The organism is Bacillus sp. FSL W8-0102, assembly GCF_038007225.1.
GTDB lineage: Bacteria > Bacillota > Bacilli > Bacillales > DSM-4216 > Bacillus_O > Bacillus_O smithii.
The window spans coordinates 635,807-659,684 of record NZ_JBBOWT010000001.1 but is presented as its reverse complement, the minus strand read 5'-3'; the positions used below and the strand labels follow the sequence as shown (position 1 = coordinate 659,684).

General features: G+C 40.4%; 17 protein-coding genes, 1 tRNA gene, 1 pseudogene and 2 riboswitches. Of the genes and pseudogenes, 14 read left to right on the top strand and 5 right to left on the bottom strand.

The window, feature by feature from the left end; genetic code table 11:
• Window positions 1-233: 233 nt before the first annotated feature.
• From N1I87_RS03135 to metA, 5 genes and pseudogenes are all read left to right on the top strand, one after another.
• Entirely contained in the window at window positions 234-986 is a 753-nt protein-coding gene (locus tag N1I87_RS03135) for a DeoR/GlpR family DNA-binding transcription regulator (protein WP_341100627.1), read from the top strand.
• On the top strand, window positions 983-1,897 hold the full coding sequence (pfkB, locus tag N1I87_RS03130) for a 1-phosphofructokinase (protein WP_341100626.1): 915 nt from the start codon (window positions 983-985) through the stop codon (window positions 1,895-1,897). Before N1I87_RS03135 ends, pfkB begins: the two co-directional genes overlap by 4 nt.
• A gap of 12 nt (window positions 1,898-1,909) precedes the next feature.
• Window positions 1,910-3,802: a PTS fructose transporter subunit IIABC gene (locus N1I87_RS03125; protein ID WP_341100625.1), complete on the top strand. Its 1,893-nt coding sequence runs from the start codon at window positions 1,910-1,912 to the stop codon at window positions 3,800-3,802.
• 353 nt (window positions 3,803-4,155) lie between these two features.
• Window positions 4,156-6,330, top strand: a pseudogene (locus N1I87_RS03120) (DNA topoisomerase III).
• 209 nt (window positions 6,331-6,539) lie between these two features.
• Entirely contained in the window at window positions 6,540-7,448 is a 909-nt protein-coding gene (gene metA, locus N1I87_RS03115) for a homoserine O-acetyltransferase MetA (protein ID WP_003353864.1), read from the top strand.
• 208 nt (window positions 7,449-7,656) lie between these two features.
• Here the strand turns inward: metA and N1I87_RS03110 are convergent, their stop codons facing one another.
• Entirely contained in the window at window positions 7,657-8,112 is a 456-nt protein-coding gene (locus N1I87_RS03110) for a ferritin-like domain-containing protein (RefSeq protein ID WP_341100624.1), read from the bottom strand.
• Window positions 8,113-8,636: 524 nt separating this feature from the next.
• On the opposite strand from N1I87_RS03110, the gene N1I87_RS03105 reads away from it, so the two are divergent.
• On the top strand, window positions 8,637-10,922 hold the full coding sequence (locus N1I87_RS03105; RefSeq protein ID WP_341100623.1) for a PAS domain-containing protein: 2,286 nt from the start codon (window positions 8,637-8,639) through the stop codon (window positions 10,920-10,922).
• Window positions 10,808-11,767: a putative bifunctional diguanylate cyclase/phosphodiesterase gene (locus N1I87_RS03100; RefSeq protein WP_341103272.1), complete on the top strand. Its 960-nt coding sequence runs from the start codon at window positions 10,808-10,810 to the stop codon at window positions 11,765-11,767. Before N1I87_RS03105 ends, N1I87_RS03100 begins: the two co-directional genes overlap by 115 nt.
• Window positions 11,768-12,116: 349 nt before the next feature.
• Here the strand turns inward: N1I87_RS03100 and N1I87_RS03095 are convergent, their stop codons facing one another.
• Complete coding sequence (locus N1I87_RS03095) at window positions 12,117-12,728, bottom strand: flavin reductase family protein (protein WP_341100622.1); 612 nt, start codon at window positions 12,726-12,728, stop codon at window positions 12,117-12,119.
• Between the two features lie 475 nt (window positions 12,729-13,203).
• On the opposite strand from N1I87_RS03095, the gene N1I87_RS03090 reads away from it, so the two are divergent.
• The 3 genes from N1I87_RS03090 (at window position 13,204) to N1I87_RS03080 (ending at window position 14,723) form a co-directional block, all read left to right on the top strand.
• The gene (locus N1I87_RS03090; RefSeq protein WP_048622683.1) at window positions 13,204-13,485 is read left to right on the top strand and encodes a hypothetical protein; all 282 of its coding nucleotides are present in this window, start codon (window positions 13,204-13,206) and stop codon (window positions 13,483-13,485) included.
• Between the two features lie 445 nt (window positions 13,486-13,930).
• Entirely contained in the window at window positions 13,931-14,311 is a 381-nt protein-coding gene (locus N1I87_RS03085; protein WP_341100621.1) for a YmaF family protein, read from the top strand.
• A gap of 338 nt (window positions 14,312-14,649) precedes the next feature.
• Window positions 14,650-14,723: transfer RNA gene (locus N1I87_RS03080), tRNA-Pro, on the top strand.
• 302 nt (window positions 14,724-15,025) lie between these two features.
• Here the strand turns inward: N1I87_RS03080 and N1I87_RS03075 are convergent.
• From N1I87_RS03075 to N1I87_RS03065, 3 genes are all read right to left on the bottom strand, one after another.
• A complete protein-coding gene (locus N1I87_RS03075) occupies window positions 15,026-16,477 on the bottom strand; it encodes an amino acid permease (RefSeq protein WP_341100620.1) in 1,452 nt (483 codons plus the stop codon).
• A gap of 166 nt (window positions 16,478-16,643) precedes the next feature.
• A riboswitch (Lysine riboswitch) is annotated at window positions 16,644-16,831 on the bottom strand.
• 466 nt (window positions 16,832-17,297) lie between these two features.
• Window positions 17,298-17,795 (bottom strand): competence protein ComK, encoded by a 498-nt coding sequence (locus tag N1I87_RS03070; protein WP_234395458.1) that lies wholly within the window; start codon window positions 17,793-17,795, stop codon window positions 17,298-17,300.
• Between the two features lie 364 nt (window positions 17,796-18,159).
• Window positions 18,160-19,203, bottom strand: coding sequence for an IS30 family transposase (locus tag N1I87_RS03065; RefSeq protein ID WP_048622401.1), 1,044 nt, complete (start codon window positions 19,201-19,203; stop codon window positions 18,160-18,162).
• A gap of 195 nt (window positions 19,204-19,398) precedes the next feature.
• A riboswitch (TPP riboswitch) is annotated at window positions 19,399-19,502 on the top strand.
• Between the two features lie 111 nt (window positions 19,503-19,613).
• On the opposite strand from N1I87_RS03065, the gene N1I87_RS03060 reads away from it, so the two are divergent.
• From N1I87_RS03060 to N1I87_RS03045, 4 genes are all read left to right on the top strand, one after another.
• Window positions 19,614-20,345 carry an ABC transporter ATP-binding protein gene (locus tag N1I87_RS03060; RefSeq protein ID WP_003353885.1) on the top strand — a complete coding sequence of 244 codons (732 nt, stop codon included), beginning with the start codon at window positions 19,614-19,616 and terminating at the stop codon, window positions 20,343-20,345.
• Window positions 20,338-21,105, top strand: coding sequence for an ABC transporter permease (locus N1I87_RS03055; RefSeq protein ID WP_341100618.1), 768 nt, complete (start codon window positions 20,338-20,340; stop codon window positions 21,103-21,105). Before N1I87_RS03060 ends, N1I87_RS03055 begins: the two co-directional genes overlap by 8 nt.
• Before the next feature lie 16 nt (window positions 21,106-21,121).
• A complete protein-coding gene (locus tag N1I87_RS03050; RefSeq protein WP_048622679.1) occupies window positions 21,122-22,123 on the top strand; it encodes an ABC transporter substrate-binding protein in 1,002 nt (333 codons plus the stop codon).
• A gap of 797 nt (window positions 22,124-22,920) precedes the next feature.
• Complete coding sequence (locus N1I87_RS03045; RefSeq protein ID WP_341100616.1) at window positions 22,921-23,805, top strand: permease; 885 nt, start codon at window positions 22,921-22,923, stop codon at window positions 23,803-23,805.
• Window positions 23,806-23,878: the final 73 nt, after the last annotated feature.

Genomic DNA, 23,878 nt, shown 5'->3' with positions numbered 1-23,878 from the left:
GGAATAGAGGCTATAATCCACAAAAGCCTTTCGTTCTTTAGCAGTGTGAAAAGGAGGAGAGGCTTTTTTTATCAAGAAAAATGTCGTTCTTTCTTCCTGAAAGAAATCGTCGATTTTGTGAATAATTTTGATTAAAAATGAAAGAATTTGATAGAAATTTATTGATGTTTGTAATCGGTTCCATTACAATATAAGTGTAGAGAAAAAGAAAGAAAGGATTCAGAGGTGGTTTTGTGCTGACGGAAGAGAGACACCGACTGATTTTGCAAGCGCTTAAAGAAAAAGAAATAGTAAAAATAAGCGAACTTACAGCTTTAACGGATGCTTCCGAGTCTACGATTAGAAGAGATTTGACGTGGCTGGAAGAGAAAAAGTTTTTAAAGCGCATTCATGGGGGCGCGGTTCGACTTCAAGGAAAGTTGACGGAGTTAAGCGTTCCTGAAAAATCATCCAAAAACATTCAAGAAAAAAAGCAAATCGCTCAATATGCGGCAAGCATTGTGGAAGATGGCGATTGTATTTACTTGGATGCCGGCACAACGACGATGCAAATGATTGAATGGTTAGAAGGGAAAGATATTGTTGTTGTGACCAATGGTTTAAATCTTGTCGAACTTCTTTTGAAGAAAGGCATCCGAACCTATTTAATTGGAGGATTTGTCAAGCCGAAGACAAATGCTATGGTTGGCAGAGGGGCCATTGAATCGATTCGACAATATCGTTTTGACAAGGCGTTTATTGGTACGAACGGTGTCCATCCCCAATACGGTCTCACCACACCTGATCCTGAAGAAGCCCAAGTGAAGAAACAGGCAATCGACTTGTCAAGGGAGGCGTATGTACTGGCGGATGAAGAAAAATTTGGCGAAATTTCTTTTTCAAAAATTGCGGAGATAGATGAAGTCATCATCATCACAAATTCTCTTGAGGACGATCAAAAAGTAAGTTTTGCGAATCAAACGATGATAAAGGTTGTGACAACATGATTTATACCATTACATTAAATCCTTCCATAGATTATATCCTGGCAATGGATCGCCTCGAACCGGGGAGTTTGAACCGATCCACTCACGAAACCGTTCTCCCGGGAGGCAAAGGAATCAACGTATCGAGAGTGTTGAAGCGATTAGATATAGACAGTACGGTTTTAGGTTTTGGCGGCGGATTTACAGGACGCTATATTGAGGAATATCTTCGGAAAGAAGGCATTTCTTCCCGCTTGGTTCCTGTAGACGGATTGAGCCGCATTAATGTAAAAATTATGGCTGATCAAGAAACGGAGATCAACGCGAACGGTCCGGATATTCAAAGAGCTGATTTAGAAAAACTTTTACAGACAGTAGCTGGTTTAACAAGCGGCGATGTACTAGTTTTGGCAGGAAGCATTCCGGCTTCCATTCCGAAAACCTTTTATCAAACGATTGCAGAAACGATTCAAGGAAAAGACGTTCGGCTTGTTGTCGACGCTGAGAAAAACTTGTTGGAACCGGTGCTCGATTATCGTCCATTTCTTATTAAACCGAACCATCATGAACTTGGACAAATATTTCAAACCACCATCAAGACGGTGGAAGAAGCTGTACATTATGGAAAGAGGCTGCTTGAGAGAGGCGTGCAGAATGTGATCGTTTCCATGGCTGAACAAGGGTCCGTCCTCTTAAATGAACAAGGCGTTTGGCAGGCGACTGTACCTAAAGGAGAGCTGAAAAGTTCGGTTGGGGCCGGAGATTCTACGGTCGCCGGATTTTTAGCTGGCATAGAGCGCGGCTACAGTCTTGAAAAATCTTTTCAGCTTGCCAATGCTGCAGGAAGCGCGACTGCTTTTTCCATCGGGCTTTGCACGAAAGATCAAGTTGAACAACTTTTTGACCAAGTCAAGGTCAAAAGGATCATGTAGGGGGAATAGGTGATGAAAATAACAGAATTGTTGACAAAAGATACAATTCAACTAAATTTAAAAGCCCATTCCAAAGAAGCCGTGATCGATGAATTAATTGACGTTCTCGATAAAGCTGGAAAATTAAACGATAAGAAGGCTTTTAAACAAGGCATTTTAAAAAGAGAAGAAGAAAGCACAACGGGGATCGGTGAAGGAATTGCCATTCCCCACGCCAAAACGGCCGCGGTAAAAACACCCGCGATTGTGTTCGGGAAATCAGAAAACGGTGTGGACTATGAGTCGCTTGACGGCCAGCCAGCCTATTTATTTTTCATGATTGCTGCGACGGAAGGTGCCAATCAAACCCATTTGGAAGCATTGAGCCGGCTGTCCGGCATGTTGATGCATCCTGAGGTGAGGGAAGGGCTGATGCAAGCCAAATCAGCAGACGAGGTTCTCTCTCTTATTGAATCGTTCGACCGTGAAGATGAAGAAGAGCAACAAAAAACAGCTTCTTCTTCCTCTTCGAAAGGGAAAATATTGGCCGTTACCGCTTGTCCGACGGGTATTGCCCATACGTATATGGCGGCAGATGCTTTAAAATTGAAAGCAAAAGAAATGGGCATTGATATAAAAGTAGAAACAAACGGATCTGGCGGAGCAAAAAATGTATTGACTCCGGAAGAAATTGCAGAAGCGCCTGCGATCATTGTTGCGGCGGATACAAAAGTGGACATGGACCGTTTTGACGGAAAGCCGGTGATTGAAGTTCCGGTTGCGGATGGAATTCGTCGTCCTGAAGAGTTGATTGAAAAAGCCATCAAAAAAGATGCGCCTATTTATCACGCAAAAAACAGAAAAAATGACGGTCCGGATTCCGGAAAAAATAGCTCAAAGGGATGGACAGGTTTTTACAAGCATTTGATGAATGGCGTTTCCAACATGCTTCCATTCGTAGTCGGCGGCGGTATTTTGATTGCGATCTCCTTTATGTTTGGCATTCATTCCGCTGATCCGAAAAGTCCGGAATACAATAAATTTGCCGAAATCATCAATACAATCGGCAAACAAAACGCGTTTATGTTAATCGTGCCTGTGTTGGCTGGTTTTATTGCGATGAGCATTGCCGATCGTCCTGGATTTGCGCCTGGAATGGTTGGGGGATTGATGGCTTATAACGGGCATGCCGGATTTTTAGGCGGCTTGATTGCCGGATTTTTGGCTGGCTACATCGTTGTAGGCATTAAATATGTATTTAGAAATTTACCGCAGGTGTTTGATGGATTGAAACCTGTTTTGATTTATCCGCTCTTGGGGGTCTTCTTGACGGGGCTGATTATGTACTTTTTAGTGGAACCGTTAAGCGACGTCAACACCGGATTGCAACATTGGCTGAACGGATTGGGAACAGGCAACTTAATTATTCTGGGACTGATCCTTGGCGCTATGATGGCCATTGACATGGGAGGTCCGATCAACAAAGCGGCTTATACATTTGGACTAGCAATGATTGAAGCGGGAAACTTCTATCCGCATGCAGCCATTATGGCCGGCGGTATGGTGCCTCCGCTCGGGCTTGCCCTTGCAACGACTTTCTTCCGAAACAAATTCACGGATCAAGAAAGAAAAGCTGGTTTTACTTGCTATTTCATGGGAATTTCCTTTATTACAGAAGGTGCCATTCCGTTTGCGGCATCGGATCCGCTGCGGGTCATTCCGGCAACGGCGATCGGTTCCGCAGTAGCCGGGGCGCTGACTATGGCTTTTCATATTGGGCTTCCGGCTCCGCATGGCGGAATTTTCGTCTTCCCGGTTGTTCAAGGAAACGTCTTCTTGTATATTCTTGCGATTCTCATCGGTTCGATTGTGACGGCTTTGATTGTGGGATTCTTAAAAAAACCGGTCAAATCGCAAACGAAATAAAACATGTAGTCCCCGTGCCATCAAGGCACGGGGCTTCATTTTTCTTTAAACACTTTTCCAATGTGCGGGATTCAGAAGCCGCCCAAGTCGGTCCATCTAAAGTTTGATGCTAAAAAAGAAGGTGCTGAACTGGAAGACTGCACTATGTAATGATGGCAAGGCGTTGTTGCCGAAAGGAGCAATCTCGTTTTTCAGAAATTGGTGAGAGGCGGATAAAAATTCTCAAGATATACGATTGCCATAAAGCGTTTTATAGGCGGACTTTCGTAAAGTCTTGCTTCATTGTCGCCATGCTTGTTTGGTGGTATGATACATATACTATATCACTTTGACCGCAAGAAAGGATGCAATTCATGAAAACCTTGGTATTAGCAGAAAAGCCTTCGGTAGCGAGGGACATTGCGAGGGTTCTTAACTGTAAGAAAAAAGGAAACGGTTTTTTGGAAGGCAGCTATTACGTCGTCACTTGGGCTTTAGGTCATTTAGTGACGCTGGCTGATCCGGAAGTTTACCATGACCAATATAAAACATGGAGATTAGAAGATTTGCCGATTATGCCTGAAACATTGAAATTGGTCGTGATCAAAAAAACGGGCAAACAGTTTCAAACAGTGAAAACGCAGATGAATCGAAAAGATATAAAAGAGATTGTCATCGCAACGGACGCCGGTCGGGAAGGAGAGCTAGTCGCCCGATGGATTATTGAAAAAGCTCGAGTAAAAAAGCCGATAAAACGTTTATGGATTTCTTCTGTCACCGATAAAGCGATCAAAGAGGGGTTCCGGCATTTGCGGAACGGAAAAGATTATGAAAACTTATATGCTTCCGCTGTAGCTCGGGCAGAAGCGGATTGGCTTGTCGGAATCAATGCTACTAGAGCACTGTCGACAAAATTTAATGCCCAGCTTTCTTGCGGACGTGTTCAAACACCGACGCTTGCCATGATTGCCCGCCGAGAAGAAGAAATCAAGTCATTCGTTCCAGAGCAATTTTTTGGCATCAAAGCGGTTACGGACCATTTTGTGTTGACATGGCAAGACTCTCGATCAAAAGATCAAAAGACGTTTTCCAAAGAAAAACGCGATGCCATTTTGGCGAAATTAGCCCGGAAAAAGGCAGAAATCATTTCTGTGAAAAAAACACATAAAAAAAGTTATCCGCCTGCATTGTATGATTTAACGGAATTGCAGCGCGACGCCCATAATAGATTCGGATTTTCAGCAAAAGAAACTCTTTCCGTTTTGCAGCAGCTTTACGAACACTATAAACTGGTCACTTATCCACGGACGGATTCACGGTATTTATCAAGCGATATTGTGGGAACGTTGAAAGAGCGTGTGGATGCGGTCAGCGTCAGACCTTACTCCACTTTTACAGCACGGTTATTAGTTCGTCCGATCAAAGGCAACGCTTCTTTTGTAAATGACCAAAAGGTATCTGACCACCATGCTTTAATTCCGACAGAACAAACGCCCAATTTGGATCAGCTAAGCGACAAAGAGCGGAAAATTTATGATTTGATTGTCAAACGATTCTTGGCGGTCCTGTACCCGCCGTTTGAATATGAACAAACATCGATTCAAGCACGTATTGGCGATGAGATCTTTACAGCCAAAGGGAAAAGAGTGCTTTCGATAGGCTGGAAAGAAATATATGGAAAAGAAATAGATGACGAAGAAGACGAAGATCAGCTGCTTCCGGAACTCCGTGAGGGAGAGTGGATTCCTGTCATCGATCTTCAGCCAACGGAAGGAGAAACCAAACCGCCTGCTCCGTTTAATGAAGGCACGCTTTTATCAGCGATGGAAAATCCGGCTAAATATATGGAAAACAAAAGCAAAGATTTGATTCAAACTCTTGGGAAGACAGGTGGATTAGGGACGGTTGCGACACGAGCGGATATTATCGAAAAGCTGTTTCATACTTTTTTAATTGAAAAGAAAGGAAAAGATATTCATATCACTTCAAAAGGAAAACAGCTTTTGGATCTTGTCCCTGACAAATTAAAATCGCCAGCCTTAACTGCCGAATGGTAGCAGAAACTAGAGGCGATTTCTAAAGGAAAGCTGTCGAAGCAAGCCTTTTTACGTGAAATCCGCACCTATGCCAAAGGTGTGACGTTAGAAATTAAACAGAGTGATAAGAAATTTAAACATGATAACCTGACAGGAAAAAAATGTCCAGAGTGCGGAAAGCTGCTTTTGGAAGTGAACGGGAAAAAGGGGAAAATGCTCGTTTGCCAAGACAGAACATGCGGATATCGAAAACAAATTTCCAAATTAACAAATGCGCGCTGTCCGCAATGCCATAAGCGACTAGAGCTCCGAGGAGAAGGCGAAGGGCAGCTCTTTGTCTGTATGAATTGCGGATTTAAAGAAAAATGGGCGGTCTTTAACGAAAGAAGAAAAAAAGAAAAACAAAATCAAGCTTCGAAAAAAGACGTGGCGCGTTATTTGAAAAATCAAGCAAAAGAAGAACCTGTCAATACGGCACTCGCGGATGCGTTAAAGAAGCTAAAACTGAAATGAAATAATGTGAAACGTGATTTCTCTTCTCAGATGGCTTTTTACGGAGAGATCACGTTTCATTTCAGGTTTCGGCATACTCTTTTGTTCGGCTATCGGGAGGAAAAGATCGTGGACCTTGTTCCTATGAATCGAAAAAATCCTTTTCTTTCCCGTTTGGCTTTCTTGTATTATAATTTAGTGAAAGTACTCGAAACAGGAGGGTGTGCCGATTGCCTATCAATATTCCAAAAGAATTGCCAGCAAGAGAGATTTTAGAGAAAGAGAATATTTTTGTAATGGATGACGAAAGGGCTCGTACTCAAGATATACGGCCACTTAATATTGTGATTCTGAACTTGATGCCGGAAAAAGAGAAGGCAGAGACACAGCTTCTGAGACTTCTGGGAAATACGCCGATTCAAGTAAATATTACCTTCTTACATACGGCCACACATAAATCCAAAAATGTAAGTAAGCATCATTTGGACCAGTTTTACACAACTTTTTCGAAAATTAAAAATCGTCGTTATGATGGGATGATTATTACAGGGGCCCCAGTAGAAACGATGGAATTCGAAGAGGTGAATTATTGGGAAGAATTAACGGAAATTATGGAATGGTCCAAAACCAATGTTACATCTTCACTGCACATCTGCTGGGGAGCACAGGCGGCTCTGTATTACCATTATGGTATTGAAAAGTTTGAATTACCCGAAAAATGTTTGGGTATTTATGAACATACCATACATTATCCGACTGTTAAGCTTGTCCGCGGGTTTGACGACGTGTTTTCAGCTCCTCATTCTCGCTACACGGACGTTGAGAAACAGCAAATCTTAGAACATCCTGACTTGCTTCTGCTGGCGTCATCAGAAGAAGCCGGACCTCTTCTAATCATTTCGAAGGATGCGAAGCATATTATGATTACCGGACATTTGGAATATGAAACTGAAACGCTGGCGGAAGAGTATAAACGCGATATACAAAGAGGGATTGATATTCATATTCCGGAACATTATTTTCCTAATGACAATCCTAATAAACAGCCGCGCAATACTTGGCGTTCTCACGCTCATCTGCTTTTCTCCAATTGGCTGAACTATTATGTGTACCAAGAGACACCGTATATTTGGGAATAAAAAGAAATGTTCAAACGGTATGGCTTTTGTATCAATAACAGTAGAACTCCTGTTTATTGACAGCCATACCTTTTTAGTTGGGTACGGTTTTCGGCCATTGTCATTGATCAGAGAATATTGATCCATGATCGGTTGGAAATAACTTTCATCCACTGAAAGGTTAGCACGTTTCGCCCATTAAAAATATCACCGAAATGGATTAGAACGTCTATCCTTTATTCGTGACCAAAAAGTATAAAAACCAAACCGCATGATTTTGTTCATCTGCAGCTGCACGTCGAAACACTTCTTTTGTATACGGATCCATACTTTTTTCCATTATATCCAGGTAAAAGTCGACTGTATTTTGTTCATCTTCCAAAGCATATTTTAATCCTTCCACATAGGTACTCGGACATTCTTCCGGCTTTTTTAGACTGGGCTGATTGCCGGTCAGATGGATATATAACTGTGTAAATCGTTGATAATGTCTGACTTCATCGCTGCGAATTTCCAAAATTTTAGCTTTTTCCTTTTTTGTCGGAGCCATGTTGGCTAACTTGGCATAACATTGAATGGCGCTATATTGTCCATTTATGGCTTTTTCAATTTTTTGTACGAATTTGTCCACTTGTCTGTAGAATCGCTCCGATTTTGGTTCGGTACGGGATAAATTCGGTTGCATACGTCTACCTCGATGTATAGTATATTCATCCCAATTCGTTCAAGCGCTTCCTGAACGCATCACTTCTTACAATATAAAATGATTTGCATACTTTCTTCAAATTCAATTAATACAAAAAGTACCTATCCTTTCCAAACCTCTCAGATTTTATGATTTCCAATCGCTTTTTCATAGTAAAAAACGAAAAAGAAATATCCACAGGTAAGTTGCGCAAAAAATCCATAAGAAAATCATTTTTTGATTGCTATAACGCTTTCAATAAAATTTTTATAATGCCCTAATTTCATGCAAAAAAAAAACGAAAATTTGAAAAAACTCGACTCAATCAGCCTTTGTCAGTTGTCATTTGTAGTATTTTGTATTAATATGTAAAAAAAGTATAATAAGAAAGTTTCTACAAACCTTTTATACACACACTTATTAGATAAAATAAATGTGTATTTTTTCGTGAAAAAGTTAAAAAATTATCAACATAAAGAAAATAAGATAGATGAATTTGAGATTATACTAAAAGGGGTTTCAATATGTCAAATTCTACTTTATTAGAAATGATTGAGAAAGCTTTTCATCAAATGACAGATCTTGCCCTCCTTTTTGAAGTCATAGATGGAAAGTTTCAATTGCTGACAGCAAATGAAACAGCTTTTAAAGTCGGTATCAACAAAGAAAAATACGGAAAATTTGCGGAAGAAGTGCTTCCCGATCCGTATGCGTCAAACCTCCATGATGCATTAAACAAAGCGCTCATTTCAGCCCACTGCTTAGAGTATAATAACGGAATTCAGTCTATCATCGGTCAGAATGTAAGTGAATTGGCGATCACCCCTATTTTTAATTCTCAAGGAAAATGTACTCATATGATAGTGATCGGAAGAGTTGGAAACAAACGAAAAAAAATCGAGGAAGACTTCATTCCTTTGCGTTCCATTTTTGAATCTTTTTTTTCAACAACATCGGATGGGATATTGATAATGGATTCCAATTGGACCATCATCCGCGCCAACCCTTCCTTTGCCTCGTTATTTGGTTGGAAAGAAGAAGATGTCGTTGGGCTCCCTATCCATCATTTAAAGCTCACGCCGGGTCGTTTTGAGGAAGAATGCCACAATCGGTCCATCCCATTGCAAAAAGAAAATAAATTCCTTTTTCATCGAACAACATGGAAACGAAAAGATGGTAGACCGCTTCATGTGAACACTTCGTATTCCTCCATAAAAAATAAAAACGGAGAAATCATAGGCTTTATGGGGATTTTTAAAGAGATATCGGAACAAACGGAAAAAGAGCGTCAGTTCAAAGAAAGCCAACAGTATCATCAATCTGCAGCAAAAAACCATCCCGTTCTTATCTTCCAATTGGATTTGAAGGGTCGTATTTTAAAGGCCAATCACTCGGTTGAACAAGTGACCGGATATAGATGGAAAGATCTTATGAACTGTTCATTTGCTTCCTTAATAACACCTGATAGTCTGGCGTCTGCGATGGAACATTTCCATGCTGTCTTGCAAGGAGAAATCAGACACTACCAATGTTCCATTTATAATCAGAAAAAAGAGCGTGTATTGCTTAAACTAACCAATATTCCGATTATTGCGAACAATACTGTAACCGGTGTATTGGGGATTGCCCAAAACATTACTGAACAAAAGAGCAGCCAAAATGAACGAATTCGTGCAAAAGAAATTCCAGACCCTTTTTCTAATATAATCGAATCGATTGTCAATCTCCAAAAAATAAATCAAAAATCGACATACGATTATTCAGAAAATGAAGTGCTTGGAAAAAATCTTTCTGTGGAGATGCCTGAAAATAAGACGTCATTGAAAAAGTCATTCCAGATCGAGTTAGACGGAACGTCCGGACTGGTTGACACGATTCTTGGACGTAAGGATGAAAATTTAACAGATGTGGATAATAATCTCTCGCTTATCGATGATGAGCAAGTGAAAACGGCCTATATAATAGCGTTTTTACAAAATTTTATCGTGAAAGAGGAAAGAAAATTACAGGAATATGAAGCGAAGTATCGATTAATTGCGGAAAACACGACCGACCTCGTTTCTCTTCTTGACGCTGATATGAATATTTTATATTCTTCTCCTTCACATCGTACCGTTTTAGGAATCGTTCTAAATGAAGGAAGCGAATTCCCTTATAAACTTGTTCACAAAGAAGACATCGAACGAGTGGTTAGGTGTTTTCAAAACGTTTTAAAAACAAAAGAGCATAGTTCGGTGGAATTCCGTTTTAAACATAAAGAGGGTTCTTTTATTTGGCTAGAAACAAAGATGACACCCGTGTATGGCGAGAACCAGGAGCTTCAGCATATTCTTTGCGTTTCAAAAGAAGTGACAGAACGAAAACAATATGAAGCAGAATTAGAAAACATGGCTTTCCATGATTATCTAACCGGTTCCTACAATCGCCGCTTATTTATGGAACGCCTCCACCATACGATGAATCAAGCTAAAAGCCGTCAAGAACCGTTTTTTGTCATGTTTTTGGATTTAGACCAGTTTAGATGGGTGAATAATACGTTAGGCCATGACGTAGGAGACGAGTTATTGATCCAGTTTGTGAAACGGGTGAAAGCATGCATTCGTAAAGAAGATACATTGGCGCGATTGAGCGGAGACGAATTTGCGATCTTGCTTACAGGAATTTCGATCGAAGATGTGGCAATCTGGCAAAACGAATTTTATCGGCACTGCAAGAGCCATGGAAAATCAAAAACCATGAATTTAAGACGACTTCTTCTATTGGAATTGGCATCTATCCAAATTGCGGCGGAGATATCTCCACATTATTAAAACATGCAAATCAAGCTCTTCACAAAGCGAAACAATTCGGGAAGAACAATTATCAATTTTGCGGCAAGCTAACGGATTTCAACGATTCATTCGAAAGTGATATTCAAAGAGCCATCCTTAATAACGAATTTTATTTAGTCTATCAGCCGAAATTTAATCTATTAACGAAACGGATTGAATCTTTAGAAGCCTTAATTCGCTGGAACCATCCTCAAAAAGGAATAATCGCCCCGAGTGAATTTATTTCTCGTGCGGAGGAATTAGATTTAATTGTTCCCATTACACATTGGGTTCTTGAACAAGTTGGGAAGCAAATGAAGAAATGGCAATTGCTTGGTTTTCATAAGGTTCCCGTTTCCGTCAACATTTCGCCTCAGCATTTTGAAAAAGGAACGTTAGTCGAAGACATATTAAACTTAATAAAAAAAGCAGAGATCGAACCTCAATATCTTATATTAGAAATGACAGAAAGCACCATGATTCAAGATTTCGATACGACAATTCAAACGATTCAAAAGCTGAAGCAAATGGGAGTCCAAATTGCCATTGACGATTTTGGAACCGGTTTTTCTTCTTTGTCGTATTTAATGAAATTGCAAGTCGACGTTTTAAAACTAGACAAATCATTTGTCGAAGAATTAACGAATCAAAAAAATGCTTCTCTTGTACATTCTATTATTTCCCTTGCCCATAATTTAAATTTACGTGTAGTGGCCGAAGGAATCGAAACCGAAGATCAGCTTCAAATCCTTGCGCAATACGGATGTGACCTTGGACAAGGGTACTTATTTAGCAAACCTTTAAAGAGTGAACAAATTGAAAAAATGCTTCTAAAAAAAGAATAAAACGGACTTTACTCTGAAAGATGAACTGATTCACTTATAAGTAATTTTATTCCTCTGGTTCCATTTAGCCCCTCTTTAGTGTGAAGAGGGGCAGTGTTTTTTCAATGAATAACATCGCTATCCGGTATTTATCATTTTGCATCTTTCTATTTTCTGGAGAATAACGACAGCACACATGTGTTTGACCGCCATTCCTTCGATGATGAACTTTCCCGCTTTATCCAAAGCGATTTTTTCATCCGAATCATTGCGCCATTCCTTCAAAAGATACTCTTACAAATTCTGCCGTTGGAAACAATGGATGATAGCCTTAACACCAAAAAAAGAAATCTCCTTCGGTTTCCTCTTCTCATTTCGGCCGTTCGATAGAGAAAAAGTCTCCAAGTTTTGCATAATCGCTTCCGGCTAATCGGCTGACAGCTTTCAATTGGCGGGCATCTATTCTTCCCTTATGATAAAGATTTTCGTCAATATGGTATTGAACAATCTTTCCTATAATCAAATCACAAGCAGCGTTTTCTCCGTTGCCGCCAAGTTCGAGCGATTGTTCCAACACACATTCCATTCGAATTTTCGCCTCTTTGACTCCCGGAACAGAAATTTTTGTGCTTTCAATAGGGGTCAGTCCGGCCAACTCAATTTCACTTTCATCCGGCGGAAGGGTAGCAGCCGTCAGATTGACTTTTTCCACATTGCTTTCATCCACAATATGAACAACAAATTCACCCGTTTCTAAAATGTTTCTCGCCGTATCCTTTTTCATTCCATTGTTTCTTTGCACCGAAATGGACAAAAGCGGTGGATTAGCGGCCACGATATTAAAGTAACTAAACGGCCCGCCATTCAATACCCCCTCCTTAGATAAAGAGGTAACAAACGCAATCGGGCGAGGAATAATTCCTCCCGTTAAAAACTTATAATTTTCCTTTTCCGGCAAAGATAATGGATCGATCGTTAACAAAGATCTCTTCCTCCTTCTTTTTCCGAATTATAAGACAAACAGCACGATTCCTCTTCTTTTCTGGGCTCCAATTATTTTGAAAGCATCCATTTTCTACAAGTTCCGAGGAAGGCCGGGTGGTTCATCACATTTTGGAACATTTCATGGTGAGCCCCAATTCAATGTTTTCGACATCAGACTTCCTCTTCATTCGAATATATTCTGCTCTCTAATATTTTGAAATCAAGATATATAGCTAAAAATTTTATAGTTAGAATGTCACTCATTATAGCAAATGAATGAAATGGATTCAAGGAAAGTGAAGAATCAAGAAGACTGTTTGTCGTTAAAAGCCTTTTAGAAAATATTCTGCAAGACAGGCTGCTTTCCTGTATGGATGTCCCAAACTTCAATATCCGGGTCTACTAGCACCTAAATGGTTTATTTCCTGACAAATAAACAAATACTACTCATACGAAAGAAAGGGATGAAATGAATGAATTTCCATTTTCCTGTCATACAAACAAATGTCTGGGATGCTTTCATCGCTGTACCTGTTGTATTCATTCTAACTCAAGTTATAAAGATTTTTTTGAAAGTCCCTAAAAAATATGTACCGGCGGTAGCGGTCATCATTGGATTGCTGTTCTCTGTGTTCATCAGCCATCGCCACCACTTGATCGCGGGCATTTTTATGGGATGGTTCTATGGCTATGCCGCTATAGGAAGCTATGCGTCACTGAAAACAACCTTATTATCGTTCCGAAACAATCTGTAAATTTTTTAAAGGCACAACCAGAAATTTTGTTTCTCGTTCATCTTTCCATTCTTTGCAGCCAAACTCTTAAACATTCCAAGCCGTCTGTTTAACGATGCCAAGGATGTATTCAAATCCAGCTCTCATGCCCGTTTCGTATTTAATGAACGTCTCGGCTCTCTGCTTAGCCCCATCGCACCTTCATTAAACCTTTATTCGGAATCGTTTCATTTCCGTTTGGAACGTTGGGTCGTTCCAGTTTGTGAATGCCATTTTATCCAACGATATTACACCATCTGTTCGAATGTCTGTTTGATTGTCGAACATAAGTGTGGATGTGCGAATGATGGTGCTCACCCACCACTATCATTCCGCCAAACTATCGTTCTATCCACTTCAGGCAAATCCCCACTCTTTTTTAGACTTTTTCCCATACAATATAAAAAAATGAAAAGGAGTTTTGCTGATGGAGATACCCGTTTCCGTATACACGTATCATTCGAATGATTCTGCCCCCGTTCATTCTCATCCACTTTACGTCAACTCATGGGACGGAAGGCTTATCTCTCTCCATGTCCACAGCTTTAGAGGAGCTACCTCTTATAACGCGGGGCATAACCATAGATTTATCGGAATTACTGAACCCGCCCTAAACACATCTCAACATACACATAGATATTTTGCTTTTACTTATTTTAATGATGGACATCGACATATGATCCGCGGGGTTACTGGTCCGGCTATTCCCCTTTCTGAAGGCGGTCATTATCACAAATTCGAGGGGGTAACCAACATAGAAGGAATTACACCTCATCGACATAGATATAGCGGAAGAACAAGTTCATAGTTTATTTCGCAGATGTGAATTTAAAGGTAATCCACATATCCACACCATGTTTCATAACTTCGCAAACAACAATTCCTACAAATCGGAAGTATAACCATTATTTTTTCATCGACAAAGTTCGACATAATCTGATATTCTTTCAATTGTGATAAGGTTTTGGTTGGTAAACCACGAGGTCTACCACACCTACCTATTGAGCACCGATTTTCCGTCGGTGCTCTTTATTTTTACTATTATAACGATCAATCTGTTACAAAAAATTTCGAAAATAAAAATAACTTTTAGGCAGTTCACAAAATCAGTGATAAGGTATATAATAATCAATGTCGAAAAAATACCGGGAAGTAGCTCAGCTTGGTAGAGCACTACGTTCGGGACGTAGGGGTCGCAGGTTCAAATCCTGTCTTCCCGATCCAAAAAGAACCTTTGATCTCTCAAAGGTTCTTTTTTTACGCCCACTCGCCCAATACTGAAAACGGTAGAATGAAACGAATTTCTCGACTTTATTCCTTCATGTTTGAACACAGTTTTCTTTCCATTAATCGTTCGTCACGATACCTATTCTGTCTAATTCACGGAATACCACGGGTGTCTGTTCTCCTTTTTTATTGGCCAACGGTGCAAATAAACAGACATAAACTCCAATAGATCCCGTAGTCAAAGAAAAATCCCAGCATGGATGGACCATGCGGGGATAAGCATTCTTTACAAAACTTATTTGAATTGAACATCCTTTAATGAAACCACTTTTGTTTTCTTTACAATTTTATAACCAAACCAAAATACGAGAAAAACAGGAATGCCGATATAGGAAACTAGTATGCCGTGCCAATCGATTTTCTCGCCGATAAACGCAGAATAATTTTGCCCCAAAATAACGATTGTACAGAGTACAAAGGCAAAAATAGGACCAAACGGGAAAAACTTCGCTCTGTAAGGAAGGTCTTCCAACTTGCGGCCTTGGGCAACGTAAGCTTTGCGGAACCGGTAATGGCTAATGGCAATGCCAAGCCACGCGATAAATCCCGTCATGCCGGAAGCGTTTAGCAGCCATGTATACACAACCCCATCACCAAAAAGGGAAGCCAAAAAGGCAAGACAGCCGACCAGTGCGGTCACAATCAAGGAATTAACGGGAACTCCTCGTTTATCCAATTTAGCTAAAAATTTTGGCGCACTTCCTTCCATAGCCAAATTCCACAACATTCTTGTAGAAGCATACATTCCGGAGTTTCCGGCAGATAAAACCGCCGTCAAAATTATGGCATTCATGACAGACGCCGCAAAAGCAATCCCTGCTTTTTGAAAAACGAGCGTAAACGGACTAACCGAGACATCATCGTTTGCAAGGTTTGGATTTGTATAAGGAATTAGAAGGCTAATGACTAAAATAGCTAATACATAGAATAAAAGAATTCTCCAAAAGACTTGCCGGACCGCTTTTGGAATATTTTTTTCCGGATCATCGGTTTCACCGGCCGTAATCCCAAGAAGCTCAGTACCTTGAAAAGAAAATCCGGCCGCCATAAAAATGCCCAGCATCGCCATGAATCCGCCGTGGAAAGGAGCATCACCGATCGTAAAATTCTTAAATCCAACAGCTTCTCCCCCAATAATGCCGAAAATCATCAAAGTGCCCATGACGATAAATACAATGACCGTCACTACTTTAATAAGGGAAAACCAATATTCCGCTTCCCCAAAACCTCTTACTGCTAAATAATTCAATATAAACATAATCAATAGGAAAAGTCCGCTCCAAAGCAATGAGGGGCTATGCGGAAACCAAAATTTCATAATCATGGTAACAGCAGATAATTCTGCGGCGATGGTAATGGCCCAGTTATACCAATAGTTCCAACCGAGGGCAAATCCTAAAGCAGGATCAACAAATTTAGTCGCATACGTACTAAAACTTCCGGTGATCGGCATATAGGCAGCCATTTCCGCTAAACTCGTCATCAAAAAGTACACCATAATTCCAATAATCAAATAAGACAATAACGCTCCCCCAGGCCCTGCCGTATGAATCGCTCCGCCGCTGGCCAGAAACAATCCGGTACCGATTGTGCCCCCAAGAGAAATCATCGTTAAATGACGCGATCGAAGTCCTCTTTTTAACTTGCCCGTCTCCGTCGCATTTCTACTGTCTTGTACTTTCACCATTCAACTAAACACTCCTTTGCCATCATTCTGCTGCAGATAAAAAGCGGTGATGACTGCCTAAACAGATTCATTATTAAAACTCGTTGATCCTTATTGGCTTTAAATAACAAAAGCGCCACCGAAGAAGATTCGATGGCGCAAATATAGAAATACCCCTCATCATACTTCTTCAGATAGTGCTCCACGCTTTACGGGCAAAAAGCGTGACAGTTCTGTTCCTATTCGGATACAGCCCCAGCCCGCGCCTTCTGAGAACAGGACGGACTTCGGCGGCCTTTCCTTTCCTTCGGAGTCGTCAATGTTCTCAGCATCTCGTCCGAATTACTCATAAAAGCCGCGACCTCTACCCCATCAATTGATGAGGATTTAACTCGTTATTCAATTATCACACTAAAAATTATAGAATAATAACGAAAAATAATGCAACTACTAATTATTTCGTTTTTACGATCATTGATTCCATTTCCTCCAAAAATTCTATTATTCTTTCTTGTTATCGGTGGCATAATCATATTTTCTCATTTGTGATCGTCCACTAGATTTTAGAACTTTTGACCCAATTCAATCTTCATCTTGTTTTGGCACTATTAAAGAATTTCCATACACGATTCGGTAAAATAAAAAAAGCTGATTCACAGCAAAATCCTTTCTAAAAGAAAAACAGCTCTAGTGAATCAGCCTTTCAGTACATCAACCCCACAAAAAGAAATCGTTTGCAAAATTGTGCAAAAACAAATCAGAAAAACTGATGAAGAAAGAATCGCTCCAAAAGAGCTGATCCTAAAAATAGGATTCCCTTATGGCAAATGAAAAGTAAATTTTAAATCTTCTCCGTTTCCTTTTTGATTGCTGAAAACCCTTTAATATGTACAAACGGAGGATCAGAAAAGTGCATTAAGCAGTCCGCTGTTTTTTCTTTTTGACGCTTGAAAGTGTAAGAGGAACAATTGACGGTAATTTCCAATCCGTTAAAAAATCGAACCATCAACGCATTCTCCCCTGCCTCTCTCCAATCTTTCACATGACGCGGAAAAACCCATATACAATCATATCGTTCAGGTGATTTAGTAGGAAAGGCGTAGAGCATTTCATCCGGAGAAATCATCAGAGGAGTTTTTTTATAGTGACCTAATTTTCTTCGGACAGCACGAATTCTTCCCTCATAAGTGGAACAACGACAAATGCAGGCATCATCCAAAATTTCCAGCGGACGTTTTTTGCTGAAAAACGTGCGGTCCACTTCATAAATGATGGATTCATGTTCAAGATCATAAGCCGGAGCGATTGCCATCGTTTTTTTAGTAATTAAATTTACCACTTTTTTCAAAGAGATTCTCCCCTTTCCAATTTTTAACCATTATACTCCATAACGGATAATAATTATCTGAATTTATATAATGTTTATAAATTTTTCATATTTTAAAACAAACCTTTCATTTATACTAAATGAAAAAGTTTTTTACTTAAATTGCAATATTAAATGCAACAAGTATTGAAAGACCAGATAACCCATGATTAAGTAGAATCGGGACACTCTGCGCGACTTGACGTGGAGTGGTGGGCATGGTAGCCTGGTTGGCCCAGCCAGTACCGTATACCTGGCTTCATGGCTGGTAGCCATGCCCGCAGAGGCTCTTTGTCAAGTTGCTAAAAACCAACCCTTTGGGTTAGCTGGCTTAAGGTTAAGAAGCTAAGCCAGCTAACTCTATTTGGAAACACTCCTCAGGTGTACGATAATTGAGGATCTTCCTTGGAAGATGGTTACACCAATTTTCAACATAGGTAATGGTTTCGTCTGCCACAGAGGAAATGGGTCTCCCCTTTGGTATGAAGCGCCTAATAAGGCCATTATGACGCTCGTTGGTTCCTCGTTCACAGGATGTGTAAGGGTGTGTAAAATAAACCTCTGTTAGATCTTTTTCAACACTAAGGCCGAGGTCAGCAAATTCAGAACCGTTATCAGCCGTAATGGTTTTAAACACTTTAGAGAACCGATTACCATAAGACACTTTCAACTGAGATATGACTTCTGAAACGGATAGACTATCCTTGGCTGTCACTCTCAAAATTATTTCTTTACGGGTTTTGCGCTCAGTAAGAGTCAATAAGGCCTGATCTTTAGTCTTCTTGCCTATAACCGTATCAATTTCCCAGTGACCAAACTCTTGGCGTTCATTGACTTCAATTGGTCGCTCATCGATACTGCGTCCTAAGATCTTCTTATTCTTCCGGTTACGTTTTTTCTTGGTGTTCAGGGTAATTTTCATAGGTAGGTCAATGTTTTTAACGCCTATAAGTCCTAGATCAATATAGTTATAAAGGGTCTTGGTGCAAACCATTTTGTCTTTGAATTTCCCATCACGTTTGGCTCTCCCACATACCGCATCAGGAGACCATTTCTTATCAAGGATCTGAGTTTCGGCATACTTAATAAACTCGATGGCATCGTCTAGTTTTAGCTTGCGGCCACAGGCTTTCCTGTTTCTCTCATAGAGAAGTTGACCTGTGTCTGGAAAATAGACATGAACAATTTTCCCGTTGCTTTTTCTTTGTGGCACTGTACCTCTTCTTAACTCACGGGAGATGGTGCTTTTGTGACAACCAACATAATCTGCAATCTCCTGTTGAGTCTTACCAGCAGCGTGTAAGGCCGCAATTTTCCCACGGTCATAAGCCGTTAAGTGTTTGAAATGCCGAGCTCCTATGGTAGAATTAGTAATTGCCATAGATAAATCCTCCGTATCGATATTGTTTTAGTCGACTTAATCATACGTGGTTTATCTATGGTTTTTCATTTTTTATGCTTGTTGCATTTGATTATACAACTAGCCAAAAAGTTTTTTATAACAAAATGTTTCGATTACGTTTTACTTTTCTGAATGATTTTGCTACGATAGACTATAAGAATTTAATAGTTGCTTACAACACACTAGGGGAGCCGACAAGGCTGAGATTGAACGTTCGTTCTAAACCCTTTGAACCTGAGATGGGTAATGCCAGCGTAGGGAAGTGGTGGAGTCTTTTTGAAATGGACATTGAAGATGAACCCGCTCTTTAGGCTGAAGAGCGGGTTTTTTTCATCATTCCCGCCTCAAAGAGAAAAGGAAAACTCAAGAGGAAAGGAGGAACACGAAAAATGTCTGTGTGTTTAGAAAATGTTTCCTATACCTATCCCGGTGAAACAAAACCGGTCATCTTTAACTTTTCCGCTCATATCGAAAAAGGAGAATTTGTTTCATTAATCGGAAAAAGCGGGACAGGGAAAAGTACACTATTAAAACTGATTGCCGGCTTGTTTCCATGTGAGGAAGGGATCATTTCCGTCAACGGAAAAACTCCGGGCCCCGGTAGTGTTGGTTATATGCCCCAACGAGATTTACTACTGCCGTGGCGTACCGTGATAGACAACATCATGCTCCCTTTGGAAGTTCAAAATAAGCGAAACTTGACGAAAGCCGATGCTGAAGAATGGCTGAAACGCATTGGCTTGATTCGTTGGAAGGACGCTTTGCCAAAACAGCTTTCCGGAGGCATGAGACAAAGGGTGGCATTTCTGCGAACACTTTTTATGGGAAGCGAAGTTTTGCTCCTCGATGAACCTTTCGCTGCTCTCGACGCTTTGACAAAGAGAGAAATGCACGATTGGCTGTTATCGATTTGGAAGGAATTGGACAACACCATCTTATTTATCACACATGACTTAGAAGAAGCCATTTTGTTAAGCGATAAAATTTTGCTGTTACACGCTGACCATAAAGTGGAAGAAATCATCGTGGATTTGCCTAGACCTAGGAGTGTCGACATGGTTTATTGGCCAGAAGTACAAACCTATCGAAAAACAATAGAAAAGAAGATTGCCAATGAGTAAGTTAAAGAGATTGTTAGCAGATTATGGAGCATTCGGGCTCTTGGTCATCATTGTCGTTTCTCTGTGGGAGTGGGCGGCAAGAACCGGAAAAGTCCCATCTTTTATCATTCCTGCTCCTTCCAAAGTGTTAGAAATGCTTTACGAACAGAAACAGGCTTTGTTATGGGTACATACACCGGCAACGTTGAAAGAAGCTTTGATCGGTTTTGCTTTTTCTTTCGCAGGCGGGATCACCATCGCACTCGCCATGCACTTTTCCAAGCTGGTAGAAAAAATGCTTTATCCTTTTGTCTTGTTTTCTCAAACGATTCCTGTCATTGCCCTCTCGCCCATCTTTGTCCTTTGGTTTGGATACGACATTTGGAGCAAAATCGCTGTAACGGTGCTGGTTGCTTTTTTCCCTATCGTGATCAGCTGCTATGATGGATTCAAAAATATCGATCAAGATTATGTGGATCTGTTACGGTCCATGGGAGCGTCCAGATGGAAAATTTTTATAAAAGTAGAAGTTCCTTTTGCCATGCCTTCTCTTTTTTCTGGCATCAAGATGGCGGTTATCTATTCCATCGTTGGCGCTACCATCGGTGAATGGCTTGGAGCCAGCGAAGGACTTGGATATTACACGAGAAGAATGTCGGGAAATTTAAATGCCGAAGGGGTATTTGCAGCCGTTTCTTTATTAACGGTTCTAGGATTGGTTTTATTTAGTATAGCCACTTTCATTGAAAAAAGCTTTTTAAAATGGAATAGAAAATCATAGAAATGGGTGTTGAATCATGAAAAAAATCATCCGATTGATTGGTGTAAGTTTGTTGTTCGTATTGATTGCAGCGGGTTGTTCCTCACAACAAGATACAGCAAAGACTAAGGATGGAAAGCAAAAGGTAACGATCATGCTGGATTGGTATCCAAATGCTGTCCATTCCGCCATTTATACAGCGAAAGAAAAAGGTTATTTTGCCAAAGAAGGGCTTGATGTTGACATTAAAATGCCGGCTGAAACCAACGATCCGTTGAAACTTGTCGCGGCAGGAAAAGTCGACTTAGCGATTAGCTACCAGCCGCAATTAATCGTTTCCCGTGCCGAAGGAATCCCGGTTGTATCTTTAGCGGCCATTGTCAGACATCCACTTGATTGTATAATGGTTCCAACTAACAGCTCAATCCACCGTCCTAAAGATTTGGAAGGAAAAAATATCGGCTATTCATCTATCGATATAGAACAAGCCATATTAAATACGATGATCCAAACAGACGGCGGCAATCCAAAAAAAGTCAAAATGACGGATGTCGGCTTTGATTTAATTCCAGCGATCACCTCCAAGAAAGTAGATGGCATTATTGGCGGCTATATCAATCATGAACGCATCCTTTTAGAAAAAGAAGGGCATCCTGTACGGATATTTAACCCGGCTCAATATGGTGTTCCTGATTATTATGAGCTTGTTTTGGTTGCAAGCGAAAAAGGACTTCAAGAAAAGAAGGATGTGTATAAAAAGTTCTGGAAAGCTGTTGCAAAAGGGCAATCAGAAGTTACTAAAAACCCTCAAGCCGGTTTAAAGATTCTGCTTGACCATGAAAACGACAGTTTCCCTCTTGATAAACAAGTAGAAACAAAAAGTTTGAATATCCTGCTTCCTTTAATGAACAGCAAAGACAAGCCATTTGGTTATCAAGATCAAGAAGTTTGGGAACATGTTAACGATTGGCTTTACAGAAATAAGGTGATCAAAGAAAAGATTGATGTGAAAAAAGCATTTTACAATATCAATCAATAAATAATCGATTGAACAAAACCCACGATAAGAAATCTTATCGTGGGCTTTGTTCATTGAAGCCCATTTCTTTCCGCTAATCTCCATAACGGCGATGTCTGTCGTATCGGTCCAAATTCAAAGTCTCGCTTAACGCTTCTCCTCTTTTTCCGTTGACCATTTTCTTTTAACCGGGATATGTGAACTACCCACCACCTACGCTTCGCTTAGAGGTTGGGGCTTCAAGCGACTTGTGCGTGTTCGCTGAACGGTAAGCCACACACAAGAACCCTTTACGCTTCCCTTCGTTCCGAAGGTGTCCGTTCTAGCCATATTCTATCCTATTAGTTGGCTATCGCCAACCGAAATTCATCTCCCACCTACTCATTGGGCTACGCCCTGCACATTCCTTGAGGATGGGAGACTTCTTTCGGAAATCCGTTAAAAGTTTGTCTAATTGTCTACTATTTTCCACTCGTATGAACCGATCCATTTTGATATGATGACATATGGCATTCTTTTGCTTTGTAGACATGCAACATCGTCGTCAAGAATGACTCTCATATTTCCCATGGACCATTGATAAATTCTTATACTGTCCGACAGATTAACAGATTGCTTGACTGTTGATATGGATAGTGATTTGATAAAAACATCTGATAATATTATTGGATCCAATACGAAGGAATTGAAACAGAGTTCTTTCAGATTCATGATGGATCATTTACACTCTTTCTTTTAAGCTTCTTTTTATTGTGCTTGAGTGTATTTCTACCCTTTGTTCGTCTAGACTTACACTAGAATATTCGAGGTGGAAATCAATGAGTCAAACATTATTACAAATGAATACCATTTTCATCAGTATCATCATCGAAGCTTTGCCGTTTGTTGTCATCGGCGTATTTTTGTCAGCGTTGATTCAAATGTTTGTAACAGAGGAAATGATCGCCAAAATGATCCCAGCCAATCGTTTTGCTTCCGCCGCTCTTGGCTCTTGTATTGGATCGTTGTTTCCAGGCTGCGAATGCGGCATCGTTCCCATTACACGACGACTTGTACAAAAAAATGTTCCTCTCCATGCCGCCATTGCTTTTATGTTGAGCGGCCCGATTATAAATCCTATTGTCATATTTTCAACTTTCGTCGCTTTCGGGGACAGTTGGAAAATGGCGCTGTATCGCTGCAGCTTAGCCATTGGAGTTTCCATAGTCGTAAGCATTGCCATTTCTTATATATTTAATGATCAACAATTAAGACAATCGATCGATCATTTTGCTCACAATCATTCACATGGTTCTCATAAAATGAGCCTTCGCTCGAAAATAGTCGGAACCATCGACCATGCCATTGACGAATTTTTCTCTGTTGGGAAATTTTTAATTTTTGGAGCCCTGATTTCTTCCGCCATGCAAACCTTTTTCAAAACGAGCACTTTGCTTGAATTCGGTCATTCGAAAATAACGGCTGTCTTAGTCATGATGGCGCTGGCTTTTATCCTGTCGATTTGTTCAGAAGCCGATGCATTTATCGCCTCTTCTTTTTCCGGGCTTTTCGGAACAGGTCCGATTATTGCTTTTTTAGTGTTCGGAGCGATGGTGGATATCAAAAATTTATTCATGATGCTTGATGCTTTTCAAAAACGGTTTGTGTTTGTGCTTGTTTCACTGATAGCTGTATGTGTTTTTGTCGGAGCATTAATGATCTAGCCAGGAGACATCAAAAAAACATAGGCTTTTTCGGAATTACCTTTTCAAGCGATTGACGGAGGACTTTGTATAG

What these genes read in the sequence shown, in the direction of transcription:
- N1I87_RS03105 (WP_341100623.1), top strand. Translation starts at nt 8,637, where the DNA reads ATGTCAAATTCTACTTTATTAGAAATGATTGAGAAAGCTTTTCATCAA.
- N1I87_RS03045 (WP_341100616.1), top strand. Translation starts at nt 22,921, where the DNA reads ATGAGTCAAACATTATTACAAATGAATACCATTTTCATCAGTATCATC.
- N1I87_RS03090 (WP_048622683.1), top strand. Translation starts at nt 13,204, where the DNA reads ATGAATTTCCATTTTCCTGTCATACAAACAAATGTCTGGGATGCTTTC.
- N1I87_RS03075 (WP_341100620.1), bottom strand. Translation starts at nt 16,477, where the DNA reads ATGGTGAAAGTACAAGACAGTAGAAATGCGACGGAGACGGGCAAGTTA.
- N1I87_RS03050 (WP_048622679.1), top strand. Translation starts at nt 21,122, where the DNA reads ATGAAAAAAATCATCCGATTGATTGGTGTAAGTTTGTTGTTCGTATTG.
- N1I87_RS03085 (WP_341100621.1), top strand. Translation starts at nt 13,931, where the DNA reads ATGGAGATACCCGTTTCCGTATACACGTATCATTCGAATGATTCTGCC.
- N1I87_RS03055 (WP_341100618.1), top strand. Translation starts at nt 20,338, where the DNA reads ATGAGTAAGTTAAAGAGATTGTTAGCAGATTATGGAGCATTCGGGCTC.
- N1I87_RS03125 (WP_341100625.1), top strand. Translation starts at nt 1,910, where the DNA reads ATGAAAATAACAGAATTGTTGACAAAAGATACAATTCAACTAAATTTA.
- N1I87_RS03110 (WP_341100624.1), bottom strand. Translation starts at nt 8,112, where the DNA reads ATGCAACCGAATTTATCCCGTACCGAACCAAAATCGGAGCGATTCTAC.
- N1I87_RS03065 (WP_048622401.1), bottom strand. Translation starts at nt 19,203, where the DNA reads ATGGCAATTACTAATTCTACCATAGGAGCTCGGCATTTCAAACACTTA.
- N1I87_RS03060 (WP_003353885.1), top strand. Translation starts at nt 19,614, where the DNA reads ATGTCTGTGTGTTTAGAAAATGTTTCCTATACCTATCCCGGTGAAACA.
- pfkB (WP_341100626.1), top strand. Translation starts at nt 983, where the DNA reads ATGATTTATACCATTACATTAAATCCTTCCATAGATTATATCCTGGCA.